Source organism: Blastococcus aggregatus, assembly GCF_900221005.1.
Taxonomy (GTDB): domain Bacteria; phylum Actinomycetota; class Actinomycetes; order Mycobacteriales; family Geodermatophilaceae; genus Blastococcus; species Blastococcus aggregatus.
In genome coordinates this window covers 200,865-220,506 of record NZ_OBQI01000006.1, presented here as the reverse complement: position 1 = coordinate 220,506, position 19,642 = coordinate 200,865, and the positions used below count along the sequence as shown (strand labels likewise).

General features: G+C 73.7%; 20 protein-coding genes. 15 read left to right on the top strand and 5 right to left on the bottom strand.

The window, feature by feature from the left end:
* Positions 1–53 precede the first annotated feature (53 nt).
* Positions 54–1,835, bottom strand: coding sequence for a RecQ family ATP-dependent DNA helicase (locus tag CRP29_RS19295; protein WP_245853080.1), 1,782 nt, complete (start codon positions 1,833–1,835; stop codon positions 54–56).
* Positions 1,836–2,513: 678 nt separating this feature from the next.
* On the opposite strand from CRP29_RS19295, the gene CRP29_RS22450 reads away from it, so the two are divergent.
* On the top strand, positions 2,514–3,368 hold the full coding sequence (locus CRP29_RS22450) for a hypothetical protein (RefSeq protein WP_141437177.1): 855 nt from the start codon (positions 2,514–2,516) through the stop codon (positions 3,366–3,368).
* Positions 3,369–3,583: 215 nt separating this feature from the next.
* Here CRP29_RS22450 and CRP29_RS19285 read toward each other — a convergent pair whose 3' ends face one another.
* The 3 genes from CRP29_RS19285 to CRP29_RS19280 all read right to left on the bottom strand — a co-directional run bounded on the left by CRP29_RS19285 (position 3,584) and on the right by CRP29_RS19280 (position 5,418).
* Entirely contained in the window at positions 3,584–3,853 is a 270-nt protein-coding gene (locus CRP29_RS19285) for a hypothetical protein (RefSeq protein WP_141437176.1), read from the bottom strand.
* A gap of 69 nt (positions 3,854–3,922) precedes the next feature.
* Positions 3,923–4,057, bottom strand: coding sequence for a hypothetical protein (locus CRP29_RS23660; protein WP_281256820.1), 135 nt, complete (start codon positions 4,055–4,057; stop codon positions 3,923–3,925).
* A gap of 140 nt (positions 4,058–4,197) precedes the next feature.
* Positions 4,198–5,418, bottom strand: coding sequence for a DUF2786 domain-containing protein (locus tag CRP29_RS19280; protein WP_097196677.1), 1,221 nt, complete (start codon positions 5,416–5,418; stop codon positions 4,198–4,200).
* Positions 5,419–5,499: 81 nt separating this feature from the next.
* On the opposite strand from CRP29_RS19280, the gene CRP29_RS19275 reads away from it, so the two are divergent.
* The 14 genes from CRP29_RS19275 (at position 5,500) to CRP29_RS19210 (ending at position 19,140) form a co-directional block, all read left to right on the top strand.
* Positions 5,500–5,895, top strand: a complete 396-nt coding sequence (locus tag CRP29_RS19275; protein ID WP_097196676.1) for a TOBE domain-containing protein — start codon at positions 5,500–5,502, stop codon at positions 5,893–5,895.
* A gap of 97 nt (positions 5,896–5,992) precedes the next feature.
* Positions 5,993–6,763: a molybdate ABC transporter substrate-binding protein gene (modA, locus tag CRP29_RS19270; protein ID WP_245853078.1), complete on the top strand. Its 771-nt coding sequence runs from the start codon at positions 5,993–5,995 to the stop codon at positions 6,761–6,763.
* The gene (locus CRP29_RS19265; RefSeq protein ID WP_245853074.1) at positions 6,760–7,572 is read left to right on the top strand and encodes an ABC transporter permease; all 813 of its coding nucleotides are present in this window, start codon (positions 6,760–6,762) and stop codon (positions 7,570–7,572) included. Before modA ends, CRP29_RS19265 begins: the two co-directional genes overlap by 4 nt.
* Complete coding sequence (locus tag CRP29_RS19260; protein WP_097196674.1) at positions 7,569–8,621, top strand: ABC transporter ATP-binding protein; 1,053 nt, start codon at positions 7,569–7,571, stop codon at positions 8,619–8,621. The genes CRP29_RS19265 and CRP29_RS19260 overlap by 4 nt, the downstream gene beginning before the upstream one ends.
* Before the next feature lie 26 nt (positions 8,622–8,647).
* A complete protein-coding gene (locus CRP29_RS19255; protein ID WP_097196673.1) occupies positions 8,648–9,226 on the top strand; it encodes a nucleotidyltransferase family protein in 579 nt (192 codons plus the stop codon).
* Positions 9,223–9,633 (top strand): molybdenum cofactor biosynthesis protein MoaE, encoded by a 411-nt coding sequence (locus tag CRP29_RS19250; RefSeq protein ID WP_097196672.1) that lies wholly within the window; start codon positions 9,223–9,225, stop codon positions 9,631–9,633. The genes CRP29_RS19255 and CRP29_RS19250 overlap by 4 nt, the downstream gene beginning before the upstream one ends.
* Positions 9,634–9,652: 19 nt before the next feature.
* Positions 9,653–10,531, top strand: a complete 879-nt coding sequence (locus tag CRP29_RS19245; RefSeq protein WP_245853072.1) for an AAA family ATPase — start codon at positions 9,653–9,655, stop codon at positions 10,529–10,531.
* Positions 10,524–11,648, top strand: a complete 1,125-nt coding sequence (locus tag CRP29_RS19240) for a vWA domain-containing protein (protein WP_097196670.1) — start codon at positions 10,524–10,526, stop codon at positions 11,646–11,648. The genes CRP29_RS19245 and CRP29_RS19240 overlap by 8 nt, the downstream gene beginning before the upstream one ends.
* Positions 11,641–12,762, top strand: coding sequence for an XdhC family protein (locus CRP29_RS19235; RefSeq protein ID WP_097196669.1), 1,122 nt, complete (start codon positions 11,641–11,643; stop codon positions 12,760–12,762). Before CRP29_RS19240 ends, CRP29_RS19235 begins: the two co-directional genes overlap by 8 nt.
* A 119-nt stretch (positions 12,763–12,881) precedes the next feature.
* A complete protein-coding gene (locus tag CRP29_RS19230; RefSeq protein WP_097196668.1) occupies positions 12,882–13,358 on the top strand; it encodes a (2Fe-2S)-binding protein in 477 nt (158 codons plus the stop codon).
* Between the two features lie 20 nt (positions 13,359–13,378).
* Complete coding sequence (locus CRP29_RS19225; protein ID WP_097196811.1) at positions 13,379–15,850, top strand: xanthine dehydrogenase family protein molybdopterin-binding subunit; 2,472 nt, start codon at positions 13,379–13,381, stop codon at positions 15,848–15,850.
* Complete coding sequence (locus CRP29_RS19220) at positions 15,847–16,704, top strand: FAD binding domain-containing protein (protein WP_097196667.1); 858 nt, start codon at positions 15,847–15,849, stop codon at positions 16,702–16,704. The genes CRP29_RS19225 and CRP29_RS19220 overlap by 4 nt, the downstream gene beginning before the upstream one ends.
* Before the next feature lie 14 nt (positions 16,705–16,718).
* Positions 16,719–17,435 (top strand): SRPBCC family protein, encoded by a 717-nt coding sequence (locus CRP29_RS19215; protein WP_097196666.1) that lies wholly within the window; start codon positions 16,719–16,721, stop codon positions 17,433–17,435.
* A gap of 109 nt (positions 17,436–17,544) precedes the next feature.
* Positions 17,545–19,140 carry a SpoIIE family protein phosphatase gene (locus tag CRP29_RS19210; protein ID WP_097196665.1) on the top strand — a complete coding sequence of 532 codons (1,596 nt, stop codon included), beginning with the start codon at positions 17,545–17,547 and terminating at the stop codon, positions 19,138–19,140.
* Here the strand turns inward: CRP29_RS19210 and CRP29_RS19205 are convergent.
* Positions 19,137–19,637 carry a histidine kinase gene (locus CRP29_RS19205; protein WP_097196664.1) on the bottom strand — a complete coding sequence of 167 codons (501 nt, stop codon included), beginning with the start codon at positions 19,635–19,637 and terminating at the stop codon, positions 19,137–19,139. The two genes, CRP29_RS19210 and CRP29_RS19205, sit on opposite strands and share 4 nt — an antisense overlap.
* Positions 19,638–19,642: the final 5 nt, after the last annotated feature.

The following is a 19,642-nucleotide window of genomic DNA, read 5'->3' as shown; positions in this document are numbered from 1 at the left end:
GTCGGGAACTTTACCGACGCTGTGTCGGGAACTGGTGGCGGGGTGGCCGGGTGTCAGCGGGCGCGCAGCAGGTCGTGCTCCAGCACCGCGGCGAGGCCGAGGGTCTTGTAGCCGACCTCGTCGAACAGGACGGTGATCCGGTCGTCCTCGACCCGCATGACCACGCCGTTGCCCCACTCGGTGTGCGCGACGGGCGTCTCGACCGGGAACGGGGTGTCGTGGTCGTCGGGGCCGGGGTGCTCCTGGGCGGTGCCGGACGTGCAGTTGTCGCAGTTGCCGCACGGCTGGTCGAGCTGCTCGCCGAAGTAGCCGAGCAGGAACTGGCGCCGGCACTCGGCGGTCTCGGCGTAGCCGCGCATCATCTCGACGCGGCTCTGGTCCACCTTCTCGTGGTGCTCGGCGAGCTCGCGGGCGGCTGCGGCGGCCTCCCCGGGACTGGGGGCGTTCTCGGCCGGGTGGGCGGCGCCGTCCTCGTCGATGACGACGGCCTCGACCTGTTCGAGCAGGTTGAGGTCGCGGACCAGCGGGCTGGCGGCCCGGCCGGTCTCCTGGCGCAGGGTTCGCACGTCGACGCCGTCCTCGAGTCCGGCGGCGGGGGCGGCGGCGACCAGCCCGGCGACCTGCTGCAGCTCCTCCTCGGCCGGGGTGCCGGCGGCGAAGAAGCGGCGCAGGCCGAGATCCTCCTGGCGGTAGACCAGCACGGCGAGGGCCGGGTCGCCGTCGCGGCCGGCCCGGCCGATCTCCTGGTAGTAGCTGTCCACCGAGTCGGCGGGTTCGGAGTGGATGACGAAGCGGGTGCCGGGCTTGTCGATGCCCATGCCGAAGGCGGTCGTGGCGACGACGACGTCGAGCTCGTCGTCCATCCAGGCGCGCTGGGTCTCCTCGCGGTCGGCCCTGTGCAGGCCCGCGTGGTAGGCCTGCGCGCGCAGGCCGCGGTCGCGCAGCTCGTCGGCGATGGTCTCGGTGCCCTTGCGGGTGGCGCTGTAGACGATGCCCGGGCCGCGTCCCTCGCCGATCTCGGTCAGCACGCGGTCGAGCACGCCGAGCTCCTTGCCCCGGGCGTCGGCGTGGTGGTCGACCTCGAGCCGGATCTCGGGCCGGTCGAAGCCCGCGACGACGATCGCGGGGTCGGTCATGCCGAGTCGCTCGACGATCTCGGCCCGGACCGGCGGTGCGGCGGTGGCGGTGAGCGCCAGGACGGTGGGGGAGCCGAGCTGCTCGACGGCGTTGCCCAGCCGCAGGTAGTCGGGGCGGAAGTCGTGCCCCCAGGCGGAGACGCAGTGCGCCTCGTCGACGACGAACAGCGCCGGGTGCGCCGCGGCCAGGGCGTCCACCACGTCGGGCTTGGCCAGCTGCTCGGGAGCGAGGAAGAGGAAGCGGACCGTTCCGTCACCGAGGCCTTCCAGCGCCTCGCGCTGGTCTCCGGCCGACATCGTGGAGTTCAGCTTTGCGGCCCGGCCGGCCTCCGCTTCGAGCTCGGTGAGCCGGTCGACCTGGTCGCGCTGCAGCGCGATCAGCGGCGAGACGACGACGACCGGACCGGCGAGCAGCTGCCCGGCGACCTGGTAGATCGCCGTCTTCCCTGCGCCCGACGGCAGCACGGCGAGGGTGTCCCGGCCGCCGACGACGGCCTGCATCGCCTCCTCCTGGCCCGGGCGGAAGGACTCGTAGCCCAGGACGTCGCGAGCGAACTGCCGGATCCGGCGGGTCCGCACGGCGGCTGTGGCGCCTGCCGGGTTCGGGTCGGTCGTGGCCTCGGCGGTGGTGGTCTCGGCGGTGGTGAGCTCGGCGGTCGTGGTCTGGGTGGTCGTGGTCTGGGTGGAGGCGCGCGGCACCGGTTCCCTCTCCCCGTGGCCTGAGATCGACAAACCGTGCCGAGTTTCACCGCGATCCGCGCATCCGGACGGACGTTCCCGCGGGAACGTCCCCGCCATTCCCTCACCCTGTCACCGGGTCACCCCGTCAGTCCCCGTTCTGCCTCCCGGCGCCGCACGAACTCCCGGTGGTCCATGAGGACGCCGATCGCACACGCCATGTTCAGCCGCTCGTACGGGACGTCGCGCGGCGCCGGGCGCGGGGGAGTGCCGTCGGGTCGCCCACGACGTCCGGTAGGCACGGGGTCGTCCGCCGACCGCGCCCCGGTCGCTCCGCACCCTTGCAGCCGCGCCCTGCGGACGCCCCCCGTCCGGCGAGGGCGCCACAGGTGCCGACGCGGCGCACGGGCGCCCTCCCGGCGTCCCTCCGGGCAGACCCGTGCACCGCGATGCCCCCCGCGGCAAAGGACGCACCGCCGTGAGGAATGAGAGTCCGAGGGCAGGCCCGGGCTACGTTGCTACCTCGAGTCAAGGTCGCGCCGCTGCGCGGCGCGACGGAGGGGCCCAAGGTTGAGCAGCACTACGGTCTGGCACGTGTGGGGCAGGGTCGCCGGTCCCAATCTTCCGGCGTCTCCATTGACATTGGACGACATTGTTGTGGGGCTAACGCGGGACAGCCCCCTCCCTGAAGTTGGCAACGTGAATCCCACCCCAAACGGGGCCCATAGCCACTTCGCAAACATCGAATCCTCGACGCGGTCCGAATCGCCCTGCTTCGTTCGAGTTACCGTCTCAGCCGAAGGGCCATTCGAGGCGTTGGGAAAAGCCAACCTTCAACAGGTGCCCCTACTGCAGGCGGCGCTGTCGCTTCGACAGGAGGGTCTTTCCCATCGAATCCAGTTAGTGGCCGTCGACGGTCCCGGCGGGATGCAAGGGCTAAGCGGCCAGGCGGCTGTCGCTCTTTTCAAAGATGAACCACTCGACCACGAGGGCGTCGAGCGAGTACGTCAGAATCACACCGCGCTGACCTCGAATGCCGCTGCTCGCCGTGCGGCCATGCTGTTGGCTCGTGGCATCCGTCTCTTGGATCTTGGCAGCGACGTAGCGCTTGTTGGAGCGTCACTCCTGGCTCACTTCCAGGTCCTGGAAGCGGTAGGAACGTCCATCCCCGCCGAGCCGCCCAAGGACTACGGGGAACAGAGGACTCAGTTAATGGAAGCCCTGCGGGCCGAGTTGGATTCCCCTGCGACACCCAGCAAGAAGGCAACGGCAATCCGACGTTGCGAAGCTGACCTTGGTCGCCTGGACGCAAAGTACACCAGCCTGAGAATCGCGAACGCGGGAGCCGTTCTGGGCATGAGTCAGGAATGGCAATCTGCCGCCACCGCTCTGGGTAAGCTGCGCAACACCAAGCTCGGCCACTCGGCCGAATCTGTTCCCTTCTCGGAGTTTGCTCCATGGCTTCCGCAAGGCACGGGCATCTACGGGTTCAGCGCGTTGAGCCTTGCGAAGTCGCTGCTAGACGCCTGGATCGAGCGACTCGTCAACGGGTGAGTCAGCTGGGGGGCTTCGCGGTTGTCGACGTTGCGTCCGCTGGTCGGTGTGTGCGCCCAGAAGGCGGCTCTAGAGACAGATCCCCCGCGGCGCACCGGCACCGTCGTCGGGTGCGCAAGGTGGCCGCCGCCCGTTGCCCACCAGTGGGTCTGCAGCGGAGACCGCAAGAGCGATGGTGGTCGAAGCGTGAGCGCCTGAAGTTTGCTCGCCAGGCCCTACGCCTCGAACGCAGGAGGCATGGGTCCCGCGTCTCCTACCTCCTCCTTGATGAACCGGACGAGGTGCTCGGGGAGCTCATCCGCGTGCGGTGCCAGATCCCAGGCCATGAATTCCAGCGCCAAGTCTGGCTCGCCGACCCGCAGCAGTTCCTCCGCTTGCTTGGTGCACTCGGACGAGAGCAAGCCTGACGCCTCTACGAGCAGGTAGCGCACGGCGCTGTTCGCGCGCGTGAATTCGTCTTCGCCTCGACGGTGACGCCAACCCATGGATGCCAGTCTCTCGGAAGTCCCGTCGACATCGACGCAACGAGCACGAGTCCGCCCTGAGTGGGCCGCTCACGGACGTGACCCGCAGGGGATGGCTTCACGATTGGTGGCCTTGGCCATGGCGGTCGGCCCGCCGAAGATCCAGTCCCGCATGTGGTGGACGTACAGGCGCTCGATGCGGGCCGTCGCGGCGGCGAGCCGCACCGCCGCCGCCTACTCGTACAGCGGCGTCTCGTCGGTCTCGCGATCTTCGATCGCAAGTCCGAGCGATAGGGCGGGAGCTCGACAGTTCGTACTGGTCAGGCTCGGACGCTCCCGCGGGAGCGCCCGGTGGGGCGTTGGGATCAGCCGAGGGGTGAGCGGCGCGGGCCGACGTCGGCCCGCTCGGCCGCGGTCTGGCCGGCGTACCAGCCGCCGGCGTCGACCGACGCCCGGCTGCGACTGCTGCGCAGCTTCGGGAAGAGCTGGGCGACCGCGGAGTCCACGGCCTCCCGGCGGGACCGGAGCACCGGCAGCAGGTCCAACTCGCGTTCCGCCGCCGCCTCGGCGGTGGCGCGGCGCCGGGCGTCCTGCAGCCGCTCGCCGATCCGGTGCGCGTACCCGAGCAGGAAGGCCCGGCGGAAGGCTCGGGGCGATGAGGACGGCCCCGCCGTGCGCTCGGCTGCCGCGAGGCCCTGGGCGACCTGCAGCAGCAACGACGTGAACAGCAGTTCCACCGCGTCGAGGTCGGCCCGCCCGCCGACGATCGTCGCGATGCCCAGGCCCTGGTACCAGACCAGCCGGACGTCGTTGGCCTCCGCGACCGCGCCCAGGAGCTGCACCTTGGCGCGCACGTAGGGATCCGCGACGTGCACCCGTCGCGTGTCCACGTCGCCGGCCGGCAGGTCGCCCTGCAGCACCGCTGCGTCGACCGCGTGCCGGGTCATCAGCTCCTGCGCCTTCGCGGTGAGCGTCTCCGCCTCCTCGGCGAAGTCCGTCGCCTCCGCCTTGGCCAGCAGGCCCCGGATGACGCGCAGGGCGCGCTCCTCGCCGGCGACCGCGCCCGGGGCGGCCGCGCGGCGCCGGGCGGCGCCCCATCGCGACGGCGGCGGCACGAGCAGCTCGATCCGTGCCGTCGAGCGCAGCATCCCGAGCAGGTGGAGGGTGATCCGCCAGGCCTCCACCGGCGTCCGGCGCTCCGCCTGCTGCCAGCCGGCCACCACGGCGCCGTCCCCGGCCCCGAGGGCGCCGAGCTCCCGCAACTGGTCGACCCAGGTGTCCGGGGCCCGCTCGGCGGCCGACGTGCGCCGCGCGTGCTCGGCGATCAACGCGACGGCCAGCGGGACCGACCCGGCCGTCGCCTTCCGGCGGGCGGCGTGCGTGACGTCGGCCGGCTGCCAGCCGCGCTCCCAGGTCTCGTCCAGTGCATCCAGCAGGGCGCGCGTGACCGAGCCGTCGGCGTCCAGCGCGACGCCGTGCGCCGCGAGATCGGTGGCCACATCTGCGGCGGTCTCGGCGTCGGCGAGCAGGAACGCCCGGTGCCGGAGCAGGTCTGCGAGCCAGGCGTCGTCGATCACGTCGGGCATGCTGCCCCGTCCTGCCGACGGGGCGGCGGGCGCGGTTGTGGACGACGCGGCGCCGTCCACAACCGTCGCTAGGGTCTTGTCGTGGCCGCCACCTACCGGATAGCCGAGGCGGCGGCCCTGCTCGGCGTCAGCGACGACACCGTCCGGCGCTGGATCGACAGCGGCCGGCTGCCCGCCTCCCGGGACGGCGGTGGACCGGCCGTGGTGGACGGCGCCGACCTCGCCCGCGTCGCCGCCGAGATGCACGAGCCGCCCGCGCCGGGCGTCACCCGCTCCTCGTCGGCGCGCAACCGGCTCACCGGCATCGTCACCCGCGTCGTCCGCGACACCGTGATGGCGCAGGTGGAGATCCAGGCCGGTCCGTTCCGCGTCGTCTCGCTGATGTCGCGCGAGGCCGCCGACGAGCTCGGGCTCGAGGTGGGCGTCCGGGCGGTCGCCACGGTCAAGGCCACCCAGGTCAGCGTCGACGTCCCCTGACAGGCCTCCTCGCCCGGGCGCACCTGCGGCACTCGGCGCCGACGAACTTGCGCAGCAGCGGAAAAATCTGCTCTGCTACCCCGCAGACGCGGTTGCCGTGGCGGCGTCTGGAGAGGACGCGATGCGCCGGCGGGCCCCGCTCGCACTGCTCGGGTGCGCCCTGCTCCTTGCTGGGTGCGGGGGCTCGGACGGCCGGAGCAGCACGCTCACCGTCTTCACCGCGGCCTCGCTGACCGACGTCTTCGCGCAGCTCGGCGACGAGCTCGAGGAGCAGCGCCCCGGGCTCGACGTCCGCTTCACCGTCGCCGGCAGCTCGACGCTGGCCGCGCAGCTCGTCCAGGGCGCCCCCGCCGACGTCTTCGCCTCCGCCGACGAGCGGCAGATGGCCGTGGTCACCGGCGCGGGGCTCGCCGACGCCCCGACGGTCTTCGCCGCGAACGTGCTCACCGTCGTCGTCCCGGAGGGCAATCCGGCGGGCGTCATCGGCCTGGCCGACCTGGCCCGCGAGGAGCTCGCGGTCGCGCTCTGCGCACCCGAGGTGCCGTGCGGCGCCGCGGCCGAGCGGCTGCTCGCCGCCGCCGGGGTCGAGGCCCGGCCCGACACCCTCGAGGCGGATGCGCGGGCGGCGCTCACCAAGGTCGAGCTCGGCGAGGTGGATGCCGCCCTGGTCTACGTCACCGACGCCGCCGGCCGCCCGGACACCGTCGACGCGATCGAGATCCCGCAGGCCGGCTCGGCCGTCAACGACTACTCCGTCGGCGTCCTCACCGACGCGCCGAACCCCGATGCCGCCCGGGCCTTCGTCGACCTGCTGCTGTCCGCGGACGGCCGGCGCCTGCTGGCCGACGCCGGGTTCCGGCAGCCGTGAGCCGCACCGGGCGGACCGGCGCCGGCGTGCCGGTGCCGCTGATGATCCCGGCGGCGCTCGCCGTCGCCTTCCTCGTCCTGCCGCTCGCCGGCCTGCTGGTCCGCGCGCCGTGGTCCGGGCTCGCCGAGCAGCTCACCGCCCCCGGGGTCGGGTCGGCCCTGCGCCTCAGCCTGGTCTCGGCCACCGCGGCCACGGCGGTCTCCCTGGTGCTCGGCGTCCCGCTCGCCTGGGTGCTCGCCCGCTCGCGCGTCCGCGGTCGCGCCGTCCTGCGCGCGCTGGTCACCGTGCCGCTGGTGCTGCCCCCTGTGGTCGGCGGCGTCGCGCTCTTCCTCGTGCTCGGCCGGCAGGGCATCGTCGGCTCCTGGCTGGACGAGACCTTCGGCATCACGATCCCGTTCACGACGACGGCGGTGGTGATCGCCCAGACGTTCGTCGCGATGCCCTTCCTCGTGGTCAGCGTCGAGGGCGCGCTGCGCGCGGCCGACGCCCGGTTCGAGGACGTCGCCGCCACCCTCGGCGCCGACCGGTGGACGACGTTCCGCCGCGTCACCCTGCCGATGGTCGCGCCGGGCGTCGCCGCCGGCGCGGTGCTCTGCTGGGCCCGGGCGCTCGGCGAGTTCGGGGCGACGATCACCTTCGCGGGCAACTTCCCGGGAACGACGCAGACGATGCCGGTCGCGGTCTACCTGGCGCTGCAGCGCGATCCCGAGGCCGCCGTCGCCCTCTCCCTCGTGCTGCTGGCCGTCTCGCTGGCGACGCTCCTGCTGCTGCGCGACCGCTGGCTCGGCCGTGCCGGGGTCGCGCCGTGAGCCTGTCGGCCCGGGTGCGCGTCCGGCGGGGGATGTTGCACGTGGAACTCGACGTCGAGGTCGCCGACGGCGAGGTGCTCGCCGTCCTGGGGCCCAACGGTGCCGGGAAGTCCACGCTGCTCCGGGTCCTCGCCGGATTGCTGGCCCCCGACGCCGGCCGGGTCGAGGTGGACGGCGTGCCGTGGGACGACGTCGCCCGCGGCGTCCACCTCGCGTCGCACCGGCGTCCGCTGGGCATGGTCTTCCAGGACGCGCTGCTGTTCCCGCACCTGTCCGTGGCCGACAACGTCGCGTTCGGGCTGCGGACCCGCGGCACCGGCCGCGCCGCCGCACGGGCGGCCGTGGACGGCTGGCTGACCCGGGTGGAGCTCGACGGGCTGGGCGGACGGCGGCCCGCGGAGCTCTCCGGCGGCCAGGCGCAGCGGGCGGCGCTGGCGCGGGCGCTCGTCGGCGACCCGGCGCTGCTGCTGCTCGACGAGCCGCTCTCCGCGCTGGATGCCCGCACCCGGCTCACCGTCCGGGCGGTGCTGCGCCGGCACCTCGCCGCCTTCGCCGGCAGCACGGTGCTGGTCACCCACGACCCGGTCGACGCGATGGCGCTGGCCGACCGCGTCGTCGTCGTCGAGGAGGGCCGCGTGGTGCAGGCCGGCACCCCCGTCGAGGTGAGCCGGCGGCCGCGCACCGACTACGTCGCCCGGCTGGTCGGCCTCTCGCTGCTGCCCGGGACGGGGCAGGGGCGGACCGTGCGGCTGGACGGTGGCGGCGAGGTGGCGGTCGCCGAGGAGGTGACCGGGCCGGTGTTCGCGGCGGTCCGCCCGGAGTCGGTCGCCCTCTACCTGGCCCGGCCCGAGGGCAGCCCGCGCAACGTCTGGCTCCTGCGGCTGGCCGGCGCGGTCCCGCACGGGACGACGGTCCGCTGCGAGCTCGAGGGCGCGGTGCCGCTGGTCGCCGACGTCACCGCGACCGCCTTCGCCGAGCTCGGGCTGGCCCCCGGCGCCGAGGTGTGGGCGGCGGTCAAGGCCTCCGAGGTGGCGGTCTACGCGCGGTGACCGGGCCCGCTGGGAGAGTGGGGCCCATGAGCTGCGCCGCCGTCGTCCTCGCCGCCGGGGGCGGCCGCCGCTACGGGATGCCGAAGGCGCTCGTCGAGTACGAGGGCAGCCTGCTGGTCGAGCGGGCGGTGCGGACGGCGCGGGCGGCGTGCGACGTCGTCCTGGTCGTCCTCGGCGCGCAGGCGGTCGACGTGTGGCGCACCGCGGACCTCAGCGGCGCCACCGTGCTGGCCAACAAGGACTGGGAGACCGGCATGGCCTCCTCGCTCCGGACCGGGCTGGACGGCCTGCGCGGGTTCCCCGGAACCGTCGACGCCGCGCTGGTCACCCTCGTCGACATGCCCGGCATGACGCCGGAGGCGCTGCGCGCCGTCGCGGCGCACGCCGCACCCGGCGCGCTCGCCGTCGCCACCTACGACGGCGTCCGCGGCCATCCGGTGCTGCTCGGCCGCGAGCACTGGGCCGGGGTGGTCGAGACCGCCACCGGCGACGAGGGCGCCCGGCGCTACCTGACCAGCCATGACGTCACCGAGGTCGACTGCACCGGCCTGGCGGATCCGGCCGACCTCGACGTCCCGCCGCCGGGGGTACCTTCGGCGCCGTGATCGCCCGAGTCGTCGACGCGCCGCTGTCCGTCGCCGAGCACGAGGACGCCGTCGCCGACAAGGCCGCCGGCGCCGTCGTCTCCTTCGCCGGCGTCGTCCGCGACCACGACGGCGGCCGGTCGGTGACCGAGCTCGAGTACGTCGGGCACCCCACCGCCGAGCAGGTGCTCACCGAGATCGCCGCTGAGTTCGCCGCCCGCGAGGGCGTGCACGCCGTCGCGGTCAGCCACCGCATCGGCCTCCTGGGCATCGGCGACGTCGCGCTCGCCTGCGCCGTCAGCACGTCGCACCGCGGTGCGGCCTTCGCCGCCTGCGCCGACCTCGTCGACGAGGTGAAGGCGCGGCTGCCCATCTGGAAGCGGCAGGTCTTCACCGACGGCGAGGAGGAATGGGTGGCCTGCCCCTGACGGTGGGATGCTCGCAGGCGTGACCCACCTCACCAGCCCGGAGGAGCTCGCGGCCGCCCTCGAGGCCACCGGCTACCTGCCCGACGAGGGCCTCGCCACCGCGGCCTACCTGGCCCTGGCGATGCACCGGCCGCTGTTCCTCGAGGGGGAGGCCGGCGTCGGGAAGACGGCGCTGGCCCACGCGCTGGCCGAGGTCACCGGCCGGCCCATCTACCGGCTCCAGTGCTACGAGGGCCTGGAGGCCAGCCAGGCGCTGTACGACTGGGACTTCGGTCGCCAGCTGCTGCACCTGCGGGCCGCCGAGGCCGCGCACGCCGCCGACAACCCCGACGCCCTCGAGGCATCCCTCTACGACCGGCGCTTCCTGCTGGCCCGGCCGCTGCTGCAGGCGCTCGAGGACTCGCCGTCGGTGCTGCTCATCGACGAGATCGACCGCGCCGACGACGAGTTCGAGGCGTTCCTGCTCGAGGTGCTGTCGGACTTCACCATCTCGATCCCCGAGCTGGGCACGGTCCGCGCCGAGACGCCGCCACTGGTGATCCTCACGTCCAACCGCACCCGCGAGGTGCACGACGCCCTCAAGCGCCGCTGCCTCTACCACTGGCTGCAGCACCCGGACTTCGACCGCGAGGTGGCGATCCTCCGCCGCCGGCTGCCCGAGGTGACCGAGCAGCTGGCCCGCGAGGTGGCCCGGGCGACGGCGCGGCTGCGCACCCTGGACCTGCTCAAGCCGCCGGGCATCGCGGAGGCGATGGACTGGGCGGCGGCGCTGCACACCCTCGGCGCCCGCGAGCTCGACCCCGACACCGCTGCCCGCACGCTGGGCGCGGTGCTCAAGTACCGGGAGGACACCGAGCGGGTGCAGCAGCAGGTGCGGGGGGTGCTCTTCGGTGCCTGAGACCCGCGACGGGGCCCGGGACGTCGTCGACACCGTCCTCGGCTTCGCGCGCACGCTGCGGGCCGCCGGGGTGACGGCGTCGCCGGACCGCGTCGAGGCGATGCTGGCCGCGGTCGGGCACCTCGACGTCCTCGACGCCTCCGACGTCTACTGGGCCGGCCGGCTGACCCTGTGCGCCGGCCCGGACGACCTGGACCGCTACGACGCGGCTTTCGCCGCCTGGTTCGGAGGCGAGCGGCCACGGGCGCCGAGCCGGACGGCACCCGAGCTGCGGGTCGTCTCGACGATGGCCCCGCTCGGCGACGGCGAGGGCGAGGGCGAGGAGTTCTCCGGATCGGAGGAGCTCGCCGTGCAGGCCAGCGCCGCCGAGGTGCTGCGGCACCGCGACGTCGCCGAGCTGAGCCTCGCCGAGCGCGAGCACCTGCGCCGGCTGTTCACCGTGCTGCGGCCGGCCGCGCCGATGCGCCCGTCGCGGCGCCGCCGGCCGAGCTCCGCCGGTCCCGTCCACCCCGCGCGCACGGTGCGCCGCGCGCTGCGGGACGGCGGCGAGGTGACCCGCCTGATGCACCGCCGGTCCGCCCCGCGGCACCGCCGCGTCGTCCTGCTCGTCGACGTGTCCGGCTCGATGAGCCCGTACGCCGACGCGCTGCTCCGCTTCGCGCACGTGGCGGTGCGGGCCCGCCCGTCCTCGACCGAGGTGTTCACGATCGGCACGCGGCTGACGCGGGTGACCCGCGAGCTGCGGCTGCGCGACCCCGACCGGGCGCTGGCCGCCACCGGCTCGGCGATCCCGGACTGGTCCGGCGGCACCCGGCTGGGCGAGGTGCTCAAGGCGTTCCTCGACCGGTGGGGGCAGCGCGGCACGGCCCGCGGTGCCGTCGTCGTCGTGTGCAGCGACGGCTGGGAGCGCGGCGGGACCGAGCTGCTGGGCGAGCAGATGGCGCGGCTGCGCCGCCTGGCGCACGCCGTGGTGTGGGTGAACCCGCACAAGGGCCGGGAGGGCTACGAGCCCCTCGCCGGTGGCATGCGCGCGGCGCTGCCCTCGGTCGACGTCTTCGTCGCCGGGCACAGCATGGCCGCGTTCGAGGAGCTGTCGGGAGTGATCCAGCGTGCGTGATGTTCTCGAGGACCTGGTCGGGTGGTGGCAGGCGGGGGAGACCGTCGGCATGGGCACCGTGGTCGCCACCTGGCGGTCCGCGCCGCGGCCGGCCGGCGCGTCGATGCTCGTCGGCCCGGACGGGACGGCGGTGGGCAGCGTCTCCGGCGGCTGCGTCGAGGGCGCGGTCTACGAGGAGGCCACCGACGCCGTCGAGACCGGCGAGTCGACGCTGCGGCGCTACGGCGTCAGCGACGACGACGCCTTCGCCGTCGGGCTGACCTGCGGCGGGATCCTCGACGTCTTCGTCGAGCCCGTCTCGCGGGAGTCGTTCCCGGAGCTCGGCGAGGTCAAGGAGTCGGTCGACCGGCACGAACCGGTCGCCGTGGTCACCTGCGTGAAGGGCGGCGACGACCGGCTGGGCCGGCGGATGGTGCTCTGGCCCGACCGGGCCTCGGGCAGCTTCGGCCTGCAGCGCCTGGACGACGCCGTGGCCGCCGACGCCCGCGGCATGCTCGTCGCCGGCCGCACCGGGATGCTGCACTTCGGCCACGACGGCGAGCGTCGCGGCGACGACCTGGAGTTGTTCGTCAACTCCTTCGCCCCGCCGGCCCGGATGGTCGTGTTCGGCGCGATCGACTTCGCCGCCGCGGTCGCCCGCGTCGGCTCCTTCCTCGGCTACCGGGTGACCGTGTGCGACGCCCGGCCGGTGTTCGCGACGCCGAAGCGCTTCCCGGAGGCCGACGAGGTCGTCGTCGAGTGGCCGCACCGCTACCTGCAGGGCGAGGTCGACGCGGGCCGGATCGACGAGCGCACCGTGCTCTGCGTGCTCACCCACGACCCGAAGTTCGACGTCCCCCTGCTGGAGGTCGCGCTGCGGCTGCCGGTGGCCTACGTCGGCGCGATGGGCTCGCGGCGCACGCACACCGAACGACTGGAGCGGCTCTCCGAAGCGGGCCTGTCGGCGACGGAGATCGCCCGGCTCTCCTCCCCGATCGGGCTGGACCTCGGGGCGCGGACGCCGGAGGAGACCGCCGTGTCGATCGCGGCGGAGATCATCGCCGGCCGGTGGGGCGGCTCCGGGGAGCGGCTGACCGGGAGCGAGGGCCCGATCCACCGGACCGCCGACCGCTGACCTGCGAGGGGACGCGCCGATAGGTGTGGCCCAAGTCACTCCGAGCGGGTAAGACTCGGAGGACGTGGTCCGACCGGAACCGGGGGCCCACACGGAGCAGCGATCCGAGCGGAGGATTCGTGACCCAGATTTCGGTGCGCGTCGACGGGGCGTCCTACACGGACGAGGTCGAGCCACGCACGTTGCTCGTCCACTATCTGCGGGAACAGCTCGGCAAGGTCGGCACCGTCGTCGGCTGCGACACCAGCAACTGCGGGGCCTGCACGGTGCACCTGGACGGCGAGGCGGTGAAGAGCTGCACGGTGCTGGCCGTCCAGGCCGCCGGCAGCGAGGTCACCACGATCGAGGGGATCGCGCAGAACGGCTCCCTGCACCCCATGCAGAAGGCGTTCCACGAGCTGCACGGGCTCCAGTGCGGCTACTGCACACCCGGGATGATCATGGCCTCGATCGACCTGGTCGGCGACAACCCCGACCCCAGCGAGCACGAGGTGCGCGAGGGCATCGAGGGCAACCTCTGCCGCTGCACCGGCTACCAGAACATCGTCCGCGCCGTGCAGCAGGCGGCCGCCGAGATGCGCGGGGCGCAGGCATGACCGCCGTGGAGGACCGGCCGATGACCGCTGGCCCGGCCAAGGAGGTCGGCCAGGCGCGCAAGCGCAAGGAGGACGCCCGGCTGATCACCGGGAAGACCACCTGGACCGACAACATGGTGCTCCCGGGGATGCTGCACCTGGCGGTGGTCCGCAGCCCCGTCGCGCACGCCAAGCTCGGGACGATCGACGTCGAGGCGGCGCGCTCGGCGCCCAACGTCGTCGCCGTGTTCACCGGCCGCGACCTCGCCGAGGAGCAGGGCTCGATCCCCTGCGCCTGGCCGGTGACGCCGGAGATGGTCAACCCCGGGCACCCCTCGGTCGCCGTGGACGAGGTCAACCACGTGGGCGAGGCGGTCGCCGTCATCGTGGCCCGCAGCAAGACCGCCGCGCAGGACGCCGTCGAGCTCGTCGACGTCGACTACGACCCGCTGCCCGTCGTCCTGGACATGGAGCGGGCGCTGGCCGAGGGCGCGGCGCTGACCCACGACCACGTGGCCTCCAACGAGAGCTACCGCTGGATCTTCGACGCCGGTGAGGCCGGGACCGGCTCGAGCACCGACGAGGCGTTCGCCAAGGCCGACGTGGTGGTCAGCCGGCGGTTCGTCCAGCAGCGGCTGATCCCGGCGTTCATGGAGCCGCGGTCCACCGTCGTCCAGCCGCAGGGCGACAACTACACGATGTGGTCCGCGACCCAGGTGCCGCACATCCTGCGGATCATGCTGGCGATGACCACCGGCGTCCCCGAGCACAAGCTGCGGGTGATCGCCCCGGACGTCGGGGGCGGGTTCGGCGGCAAGCTGCAGGTGACGCCCGAGGAGGTCATCACGCTCCTGGTGGCCAAGCGGCTCGGGAAGCCGGTGAAGTGGACCGAGACCCGCAGCGAGTCGCTGATGAGCGCCCACCACGGCCGCGACCAGATCCAGTACGTGGACATCGCAGCCGACCGCGAGGGCAACGTGCTCGGCCTGAAGGTGCACCTCCTCGCCGACATGGGGGCCTACCTGCGGCTGGTCACGCCGGGCGTGCCGATCCTGGGCGCCTTCATGTTCCCGGCGATCTACAAGTTCCCGGCCTACCGGTTCGACTGCCAGGGCGTCTTCACCAACAAGACGCCCACCGACGCCTACCGCGGCGCCGGCCGGCCCGAGGCGACCTTCGCCATCGAGCGGATCATGGACGAGCTCGCCGTCGAACTCGGCATGGACCCGCTCGAGCTGCGCCGGAAGAACTGGATCAACGCCGACGAGTTCCCCTTCACGACCGTCGCCGGGCTCGAGTACGACAGCGGCGACTACGAGCAGGCCACCCAGCAGGCTCTGGAACTGCTCGGCTACGACGAGCTCCGCGAGGAGCAGCGCCGGCGGCGCGAGTCGAACGACCCGGTCCAGCTGGGCATCGGGTTCTCCACCTTCACCGAGATGTGCGGCCTGGCCCCCTCGCGGGTGCTCGGCTCGCTCTCCTACGGCGCCGGCGGCTGGGAGCACGCCTCCATCCGGATGCTGCCCACCGGCAAGGTCGAGGTCATCACCGGCTCCACCCCGCACGGACAGGGGCACGAGACGGCGTGGAGCCAGCTCGTCGCCGACGAGCTCGGCGTGCCGTTCGAGGACATCGAGGTGCTGCACGGCGACACCGCGATCTCCCCGCGCGGCCTGGACACCTACGGCTCCCGGTCCCTGGTCGTCGGCGGGGCCGCGGTGGTCAACGCCTCGCAGAAGGTCGTCGCGAAGGCCCGCACCGTCGCCGCGCACCTGCTGGAGGCCAGCGAGGACGACCTGCAGTTCGAGTCCGGGACGTTCTCGGTGCGCGGCACGCCGGGCAGCGGCGTCTCCATCCAGGAGATCGCGCTGGCCACGTTCGCGGCGCACAACTTCCCCGACGGCGTGGAGCCGTCGATCGACGCCGACGCCACCTTCGACCCGGTCAACTTCTCCTTCCCCCACGGCACGCACATCTGCGCCATGGAGGTCGACACCGAGACCGGCATGGTGACGATCCGGAAGTACGCCTGCGTCGACGACGTCGGGAAGATCGTCAACCCGCTGATCGTGGAGGGTCAGATCCACGGCGGCCTGGCCCAGGGGATCGCGCAGGCCCTGTACGAGGAGGCGGTCTACGACGAGGACGGCAACCTCACCACCGGCACGTTCGTCGACTACCTCGTCCCCTCGGCTGCCGACCTGCCGCACTTCGACACCGGCAACACCGTGCACGAGGCGCCCGGCAACCCGATCGGCGCCAAGGGTGTGGGCGAGGCGGGCTGCATCGCCTCGACCCCCGCCGTCGTCAACGCCGCGCTGGACGCCGTCCGGCACCTCGGGGTGACGGACATCCTCATGCCGCTGACCCCCGAACGCGTCTGGAGAGCGATCCACCGGGGCGGGGACGGCGGTGATCGCGCGACCGCGGGCACCAACGCCTACGGCGGCGCGCAGACGGAGACCACGGCCGGGGTCTCGACGCCCGAGTCGCGCCTGGGCGGCGACCGATGATCCCCGCGGCGTTCGGCTACGTCCGGCCCGGGACCGTCGACGAGGCCCTCCGGGCGCTCGCGGACGGCGGCGAGGACGCCAAGGTCCTGGCCGGCGGGCAGTCGCTCATCCCGGTCATGCGGCTGCGGCTCGCGGCGCCGTCGATGGTCGTCGACCTGACCCGGGTGACCGAGCTGCGCGGCGTCCGGGACGACGGCGACGCCCTCGCGATCGGCGCGATGACGACCCACTCCGACGTCATCTCCGACCCGCTGATCAGGGAGTTCGCCCCGCTCATCGCTCAGGCGACCGAGACCGTCGCCGACCGCCAGGTGCGGCACCGCGGCACCTTCGGCGGCGCGCTGGCCCACGCCGATCCGGCCGGGGACCTGCCGGCGGTCGCGCTCGCCCTGGACGCCGAGTTCGTGCTCGCCGGCCCCGGCGGGCGGCGGACCGTGCCCGCGCGGGACTTCTTCGTGGACTACCTGACCACGGCGCTGGCCGAGGACGAACTGCTGGTCGAGGTGCGCATCCCCAAGCTCGCGGGCTCCTGGGGCATGCACTACGAGAAGTTCAACCGGGTGGCCCAGGCCTGGTCGATCGTCGCCGTCGCGGCGGCGGTCCGCCGTGAGAACGGGCACATCGCCGAGGCACGGATCGGGCTGACCAACATGGGCCCGACCCCGCTGCGGGCGACCGCGACCGAGCAGGCGCTGGCCGGCGCGGACGCGGGGGAGGCGGCGATCGCCGAGGCCGCCCGGCACGCCGCCGAGGGCACCGCCCCCAGCGACGACCTCAACGCCCGGGCCGACTACCGTGCGCACCTGGCCGAGGTGCTGACCCGTCGGGCGGTCACCGCGGCCGTCGGGCTCTAGGCCAGGAGGTCCCCGTGCAGCTGGAGAACTCGTTCACCGTCCCCGTCCCCGTCGACGAGGCGTGGCGGGTGCTGCTCGACATCGAGCGCATCGCGCCGTGCATGCCGGGCGCCGTCCTGGACTCGGTGACCGGGGACGACTTCACCGGGCGGGTGAAGGTGAAGCTCGGCGTGATCACCATGACCTACCAGGGCAAGGCGTCCTTCGTGGAGAAGGACGAGGCGGCCCACAAGGCGGTCATCGACGCCCGCGGCAAGGACCAGCGGGGCAACGGCACGGCCGCCGCGCTGGTCACCGCCACGCTGGCGGCCGAGGGCGACAGCACGCGGGTCGACGTCGTCACCGACCTGAGCATCACCGGCCGCCCGGCCCAGTTCGGTCGCGGCGTCATGACCGACGTCGGCAACAAGCTGCTCGGCCAGTTCGCCGACAAGCTCGCCGCCCAGCTCGGCGAGGGCGACCGGGAGCCCGGGCCGCTCGCGGAGCAGGCACCCCGGCCGGCCGCGGAGCCCGCGGCGGCGCCGGTCGCGGAGGCGGTGCGGTCGGTCCCCTCGATCCCCCGCCCGGTCGAGGAGCCTCCGCCCACGGCCCAGCTCCGCAAGCAGCCGGAACCGGAACCGATCAACCTGCTGGAGGTCGCCGGAGGTGCGGCGGCGGCCCGCTTCGCCGCGCCCGCCGCCGGGCTCGCCGTCCTGCTGCTGATCATCTGGCTGGTGCGCCGCCGTCGCTGACGGGTGCTTGATTGTGCACCACCCAACGTGAAATAACTGGAATGCGGCGGTCCTTCGTCGCGCTGCTCCGGGCGTTCTCGCGGTGAGCGGGCGACCGGATAGGGGCGACATGCAACGGCCGGACAGCGACCACGTCCTCGCGACCATGCCGGTCGGGTTCATGGCCGTCTCCGCGGACTGGGTCATCACGCACGTCAACCCGGCCGCGGAGCAGTCGCTGCTGCTCGAGGCGAGCGCCCTCGTGGGGCGCGACTACTGGGACGCCTACCCCGCCAACGTCGACAACGAGTTCGGCCGGACCTACCGCGCCACGATGGTCGACCGCGAGATCCGGACGATCGAGTCCTTCTACCCCGAGCCGCTGAACCGCTGGTACGACGTGGAGGCCGTGCCGGTCGACGACGGTGGTCTGTACTTCTACTTCTCCGACGTCACCGACCGGCGGGTGGCCCAGGACCGGCTGACGCTCCTGGACCGGGTGGGCGCCGAGCTCGCCGGCACCCTCGACGTCACCGCCGCGGCGACGCGCATCCCGGAGCTCGTCGTCCCCGTCCTGGCCGACGGCTGCCTGGTCACCCTGCTGGACGAAGACGGGCGGCCCCAGGGCGTCGGCTCCTGGCACGTCGACCCCGAGGCGCGCGCCCTGGTCGAGCGGTACGCGCAGGTCCGGCTCGCGGACCTGCCGCCCACCGCGCCGCTCCTGCGGGCCCTCCGCGACGGCGAGACGGTCGGCTTCTCCGGGGCACGGGCGCTGGAGACCCTGCCCGAGGGGGAGCCGCGAGCGCTGCTGGAGAGGCTCGCCATCGGGTACGGGCTGACCCTCCCGCTGCGGGGGCACGGCCGGGTCGTCGGCGGGCTGACGCTGCTGCTGCCCGGCGCCGAGCCGCCGAGCGCGCGACACGTGGCCACCGCCCGCCAGGTCGCCGACCGCATCGGCCTGGCGCTGGACAACGCGCGCATGTTCGACCAGCAGCGCCAGCTGGCGGAGGGGCTGCAGCGCAGCCTGCTCACCGCCCCGGTGCAGCCCGCCCACGCCGAGATCGTCGTGCGCTACACCCCCGCCGCGGAGGCCGCTCGGGTGGGCGGGGACTGGTACGACGCGTTCGTCCAGCCCTCGGGGGCGTCGATGCTGGTCATCGGGGACGTCGTCGGGCACGACACCGAGGCCGCGGCGTCCATGGGCCAGCTGCGCTCGCTGCTCCGCGGCATCGCCACCTACAGCGACGGGACACCGGCCGAGGTGCTCCGCGGGCTCGACGGGGCCATGGCGCAGCTCCGGGCGGAGACCTACGCGACCGCGGCGATCGCCTGCTTCGAGCCCGACGGGGTCGACGGCGCTGTCCGCATGTGCTGGTCCAACGCCGGGCACCTGCCGCTGCTGGTCATCCACCCCGACGGGACGCTCGCCGCGCTCGGGGACTGGCAGGGCGATCTCATGCTCGGCGTCGACCCGGCGGCACCCCGCTCGGACTCCGTCGTCCGGCTCGGCGAGGGCTCGACGGTGCTGATGTTCACCGACGGGCTGATCGAGCGCCGGTCCCGCGACCTGGACACCGGGATGGCCCGGTTGCGGGAGGTGGCCGGCGAGCTGGCCGGCCGGTCGCTGGGCGACCTCTGCGACGAGATCATCGAGCGGCTGGTGGACGGCCGGGCGGAGGACGACGTCGCCCTGGTCGCCATCCGGTTGCGCGCCCGCCGGGACTAGCGGACGGCGGGGCGCCCGGGCAGCGGAGGCGGGTCCATCCCCGCCGCCATGAGGGTGCTGAGCATGCGCGCGGCGGCTTCGACCACGCGCAACTCGCGCACCGCACTGCGCGGCTTGGCGCGGAACGCCACCCCGCACAGCGTGCCGAACAGGCTGCCGTCCTCGCGCACCAGCGGCACCCCCACGTACGCCGCCACATCGGCGATCGAGCCGGTGGTGCGGGAGGCGTACGCGGGCACGGCTGCGGTGACGGTGGCCAGCCGCGGCGCGCGGCCCTCGGTCATCTCGCGGCAGAAGCTGCGCTCCCACGGCAGTTCCATGCCCGGTGCGGCGGCGCCCTCAGGGTGCGCCAGCAGGATCACCTGCCGCTCGTCGACGACCTGGGTGACGAGCCAGACGTCCCAGCCCACGTACCCGGCCAGGAAGGCCAGTGCCCCCTCCGCGGCCGAGCACCAGTCACGCCACGGGGCGACATCACTGACCGGATCCGGAACCATACCGG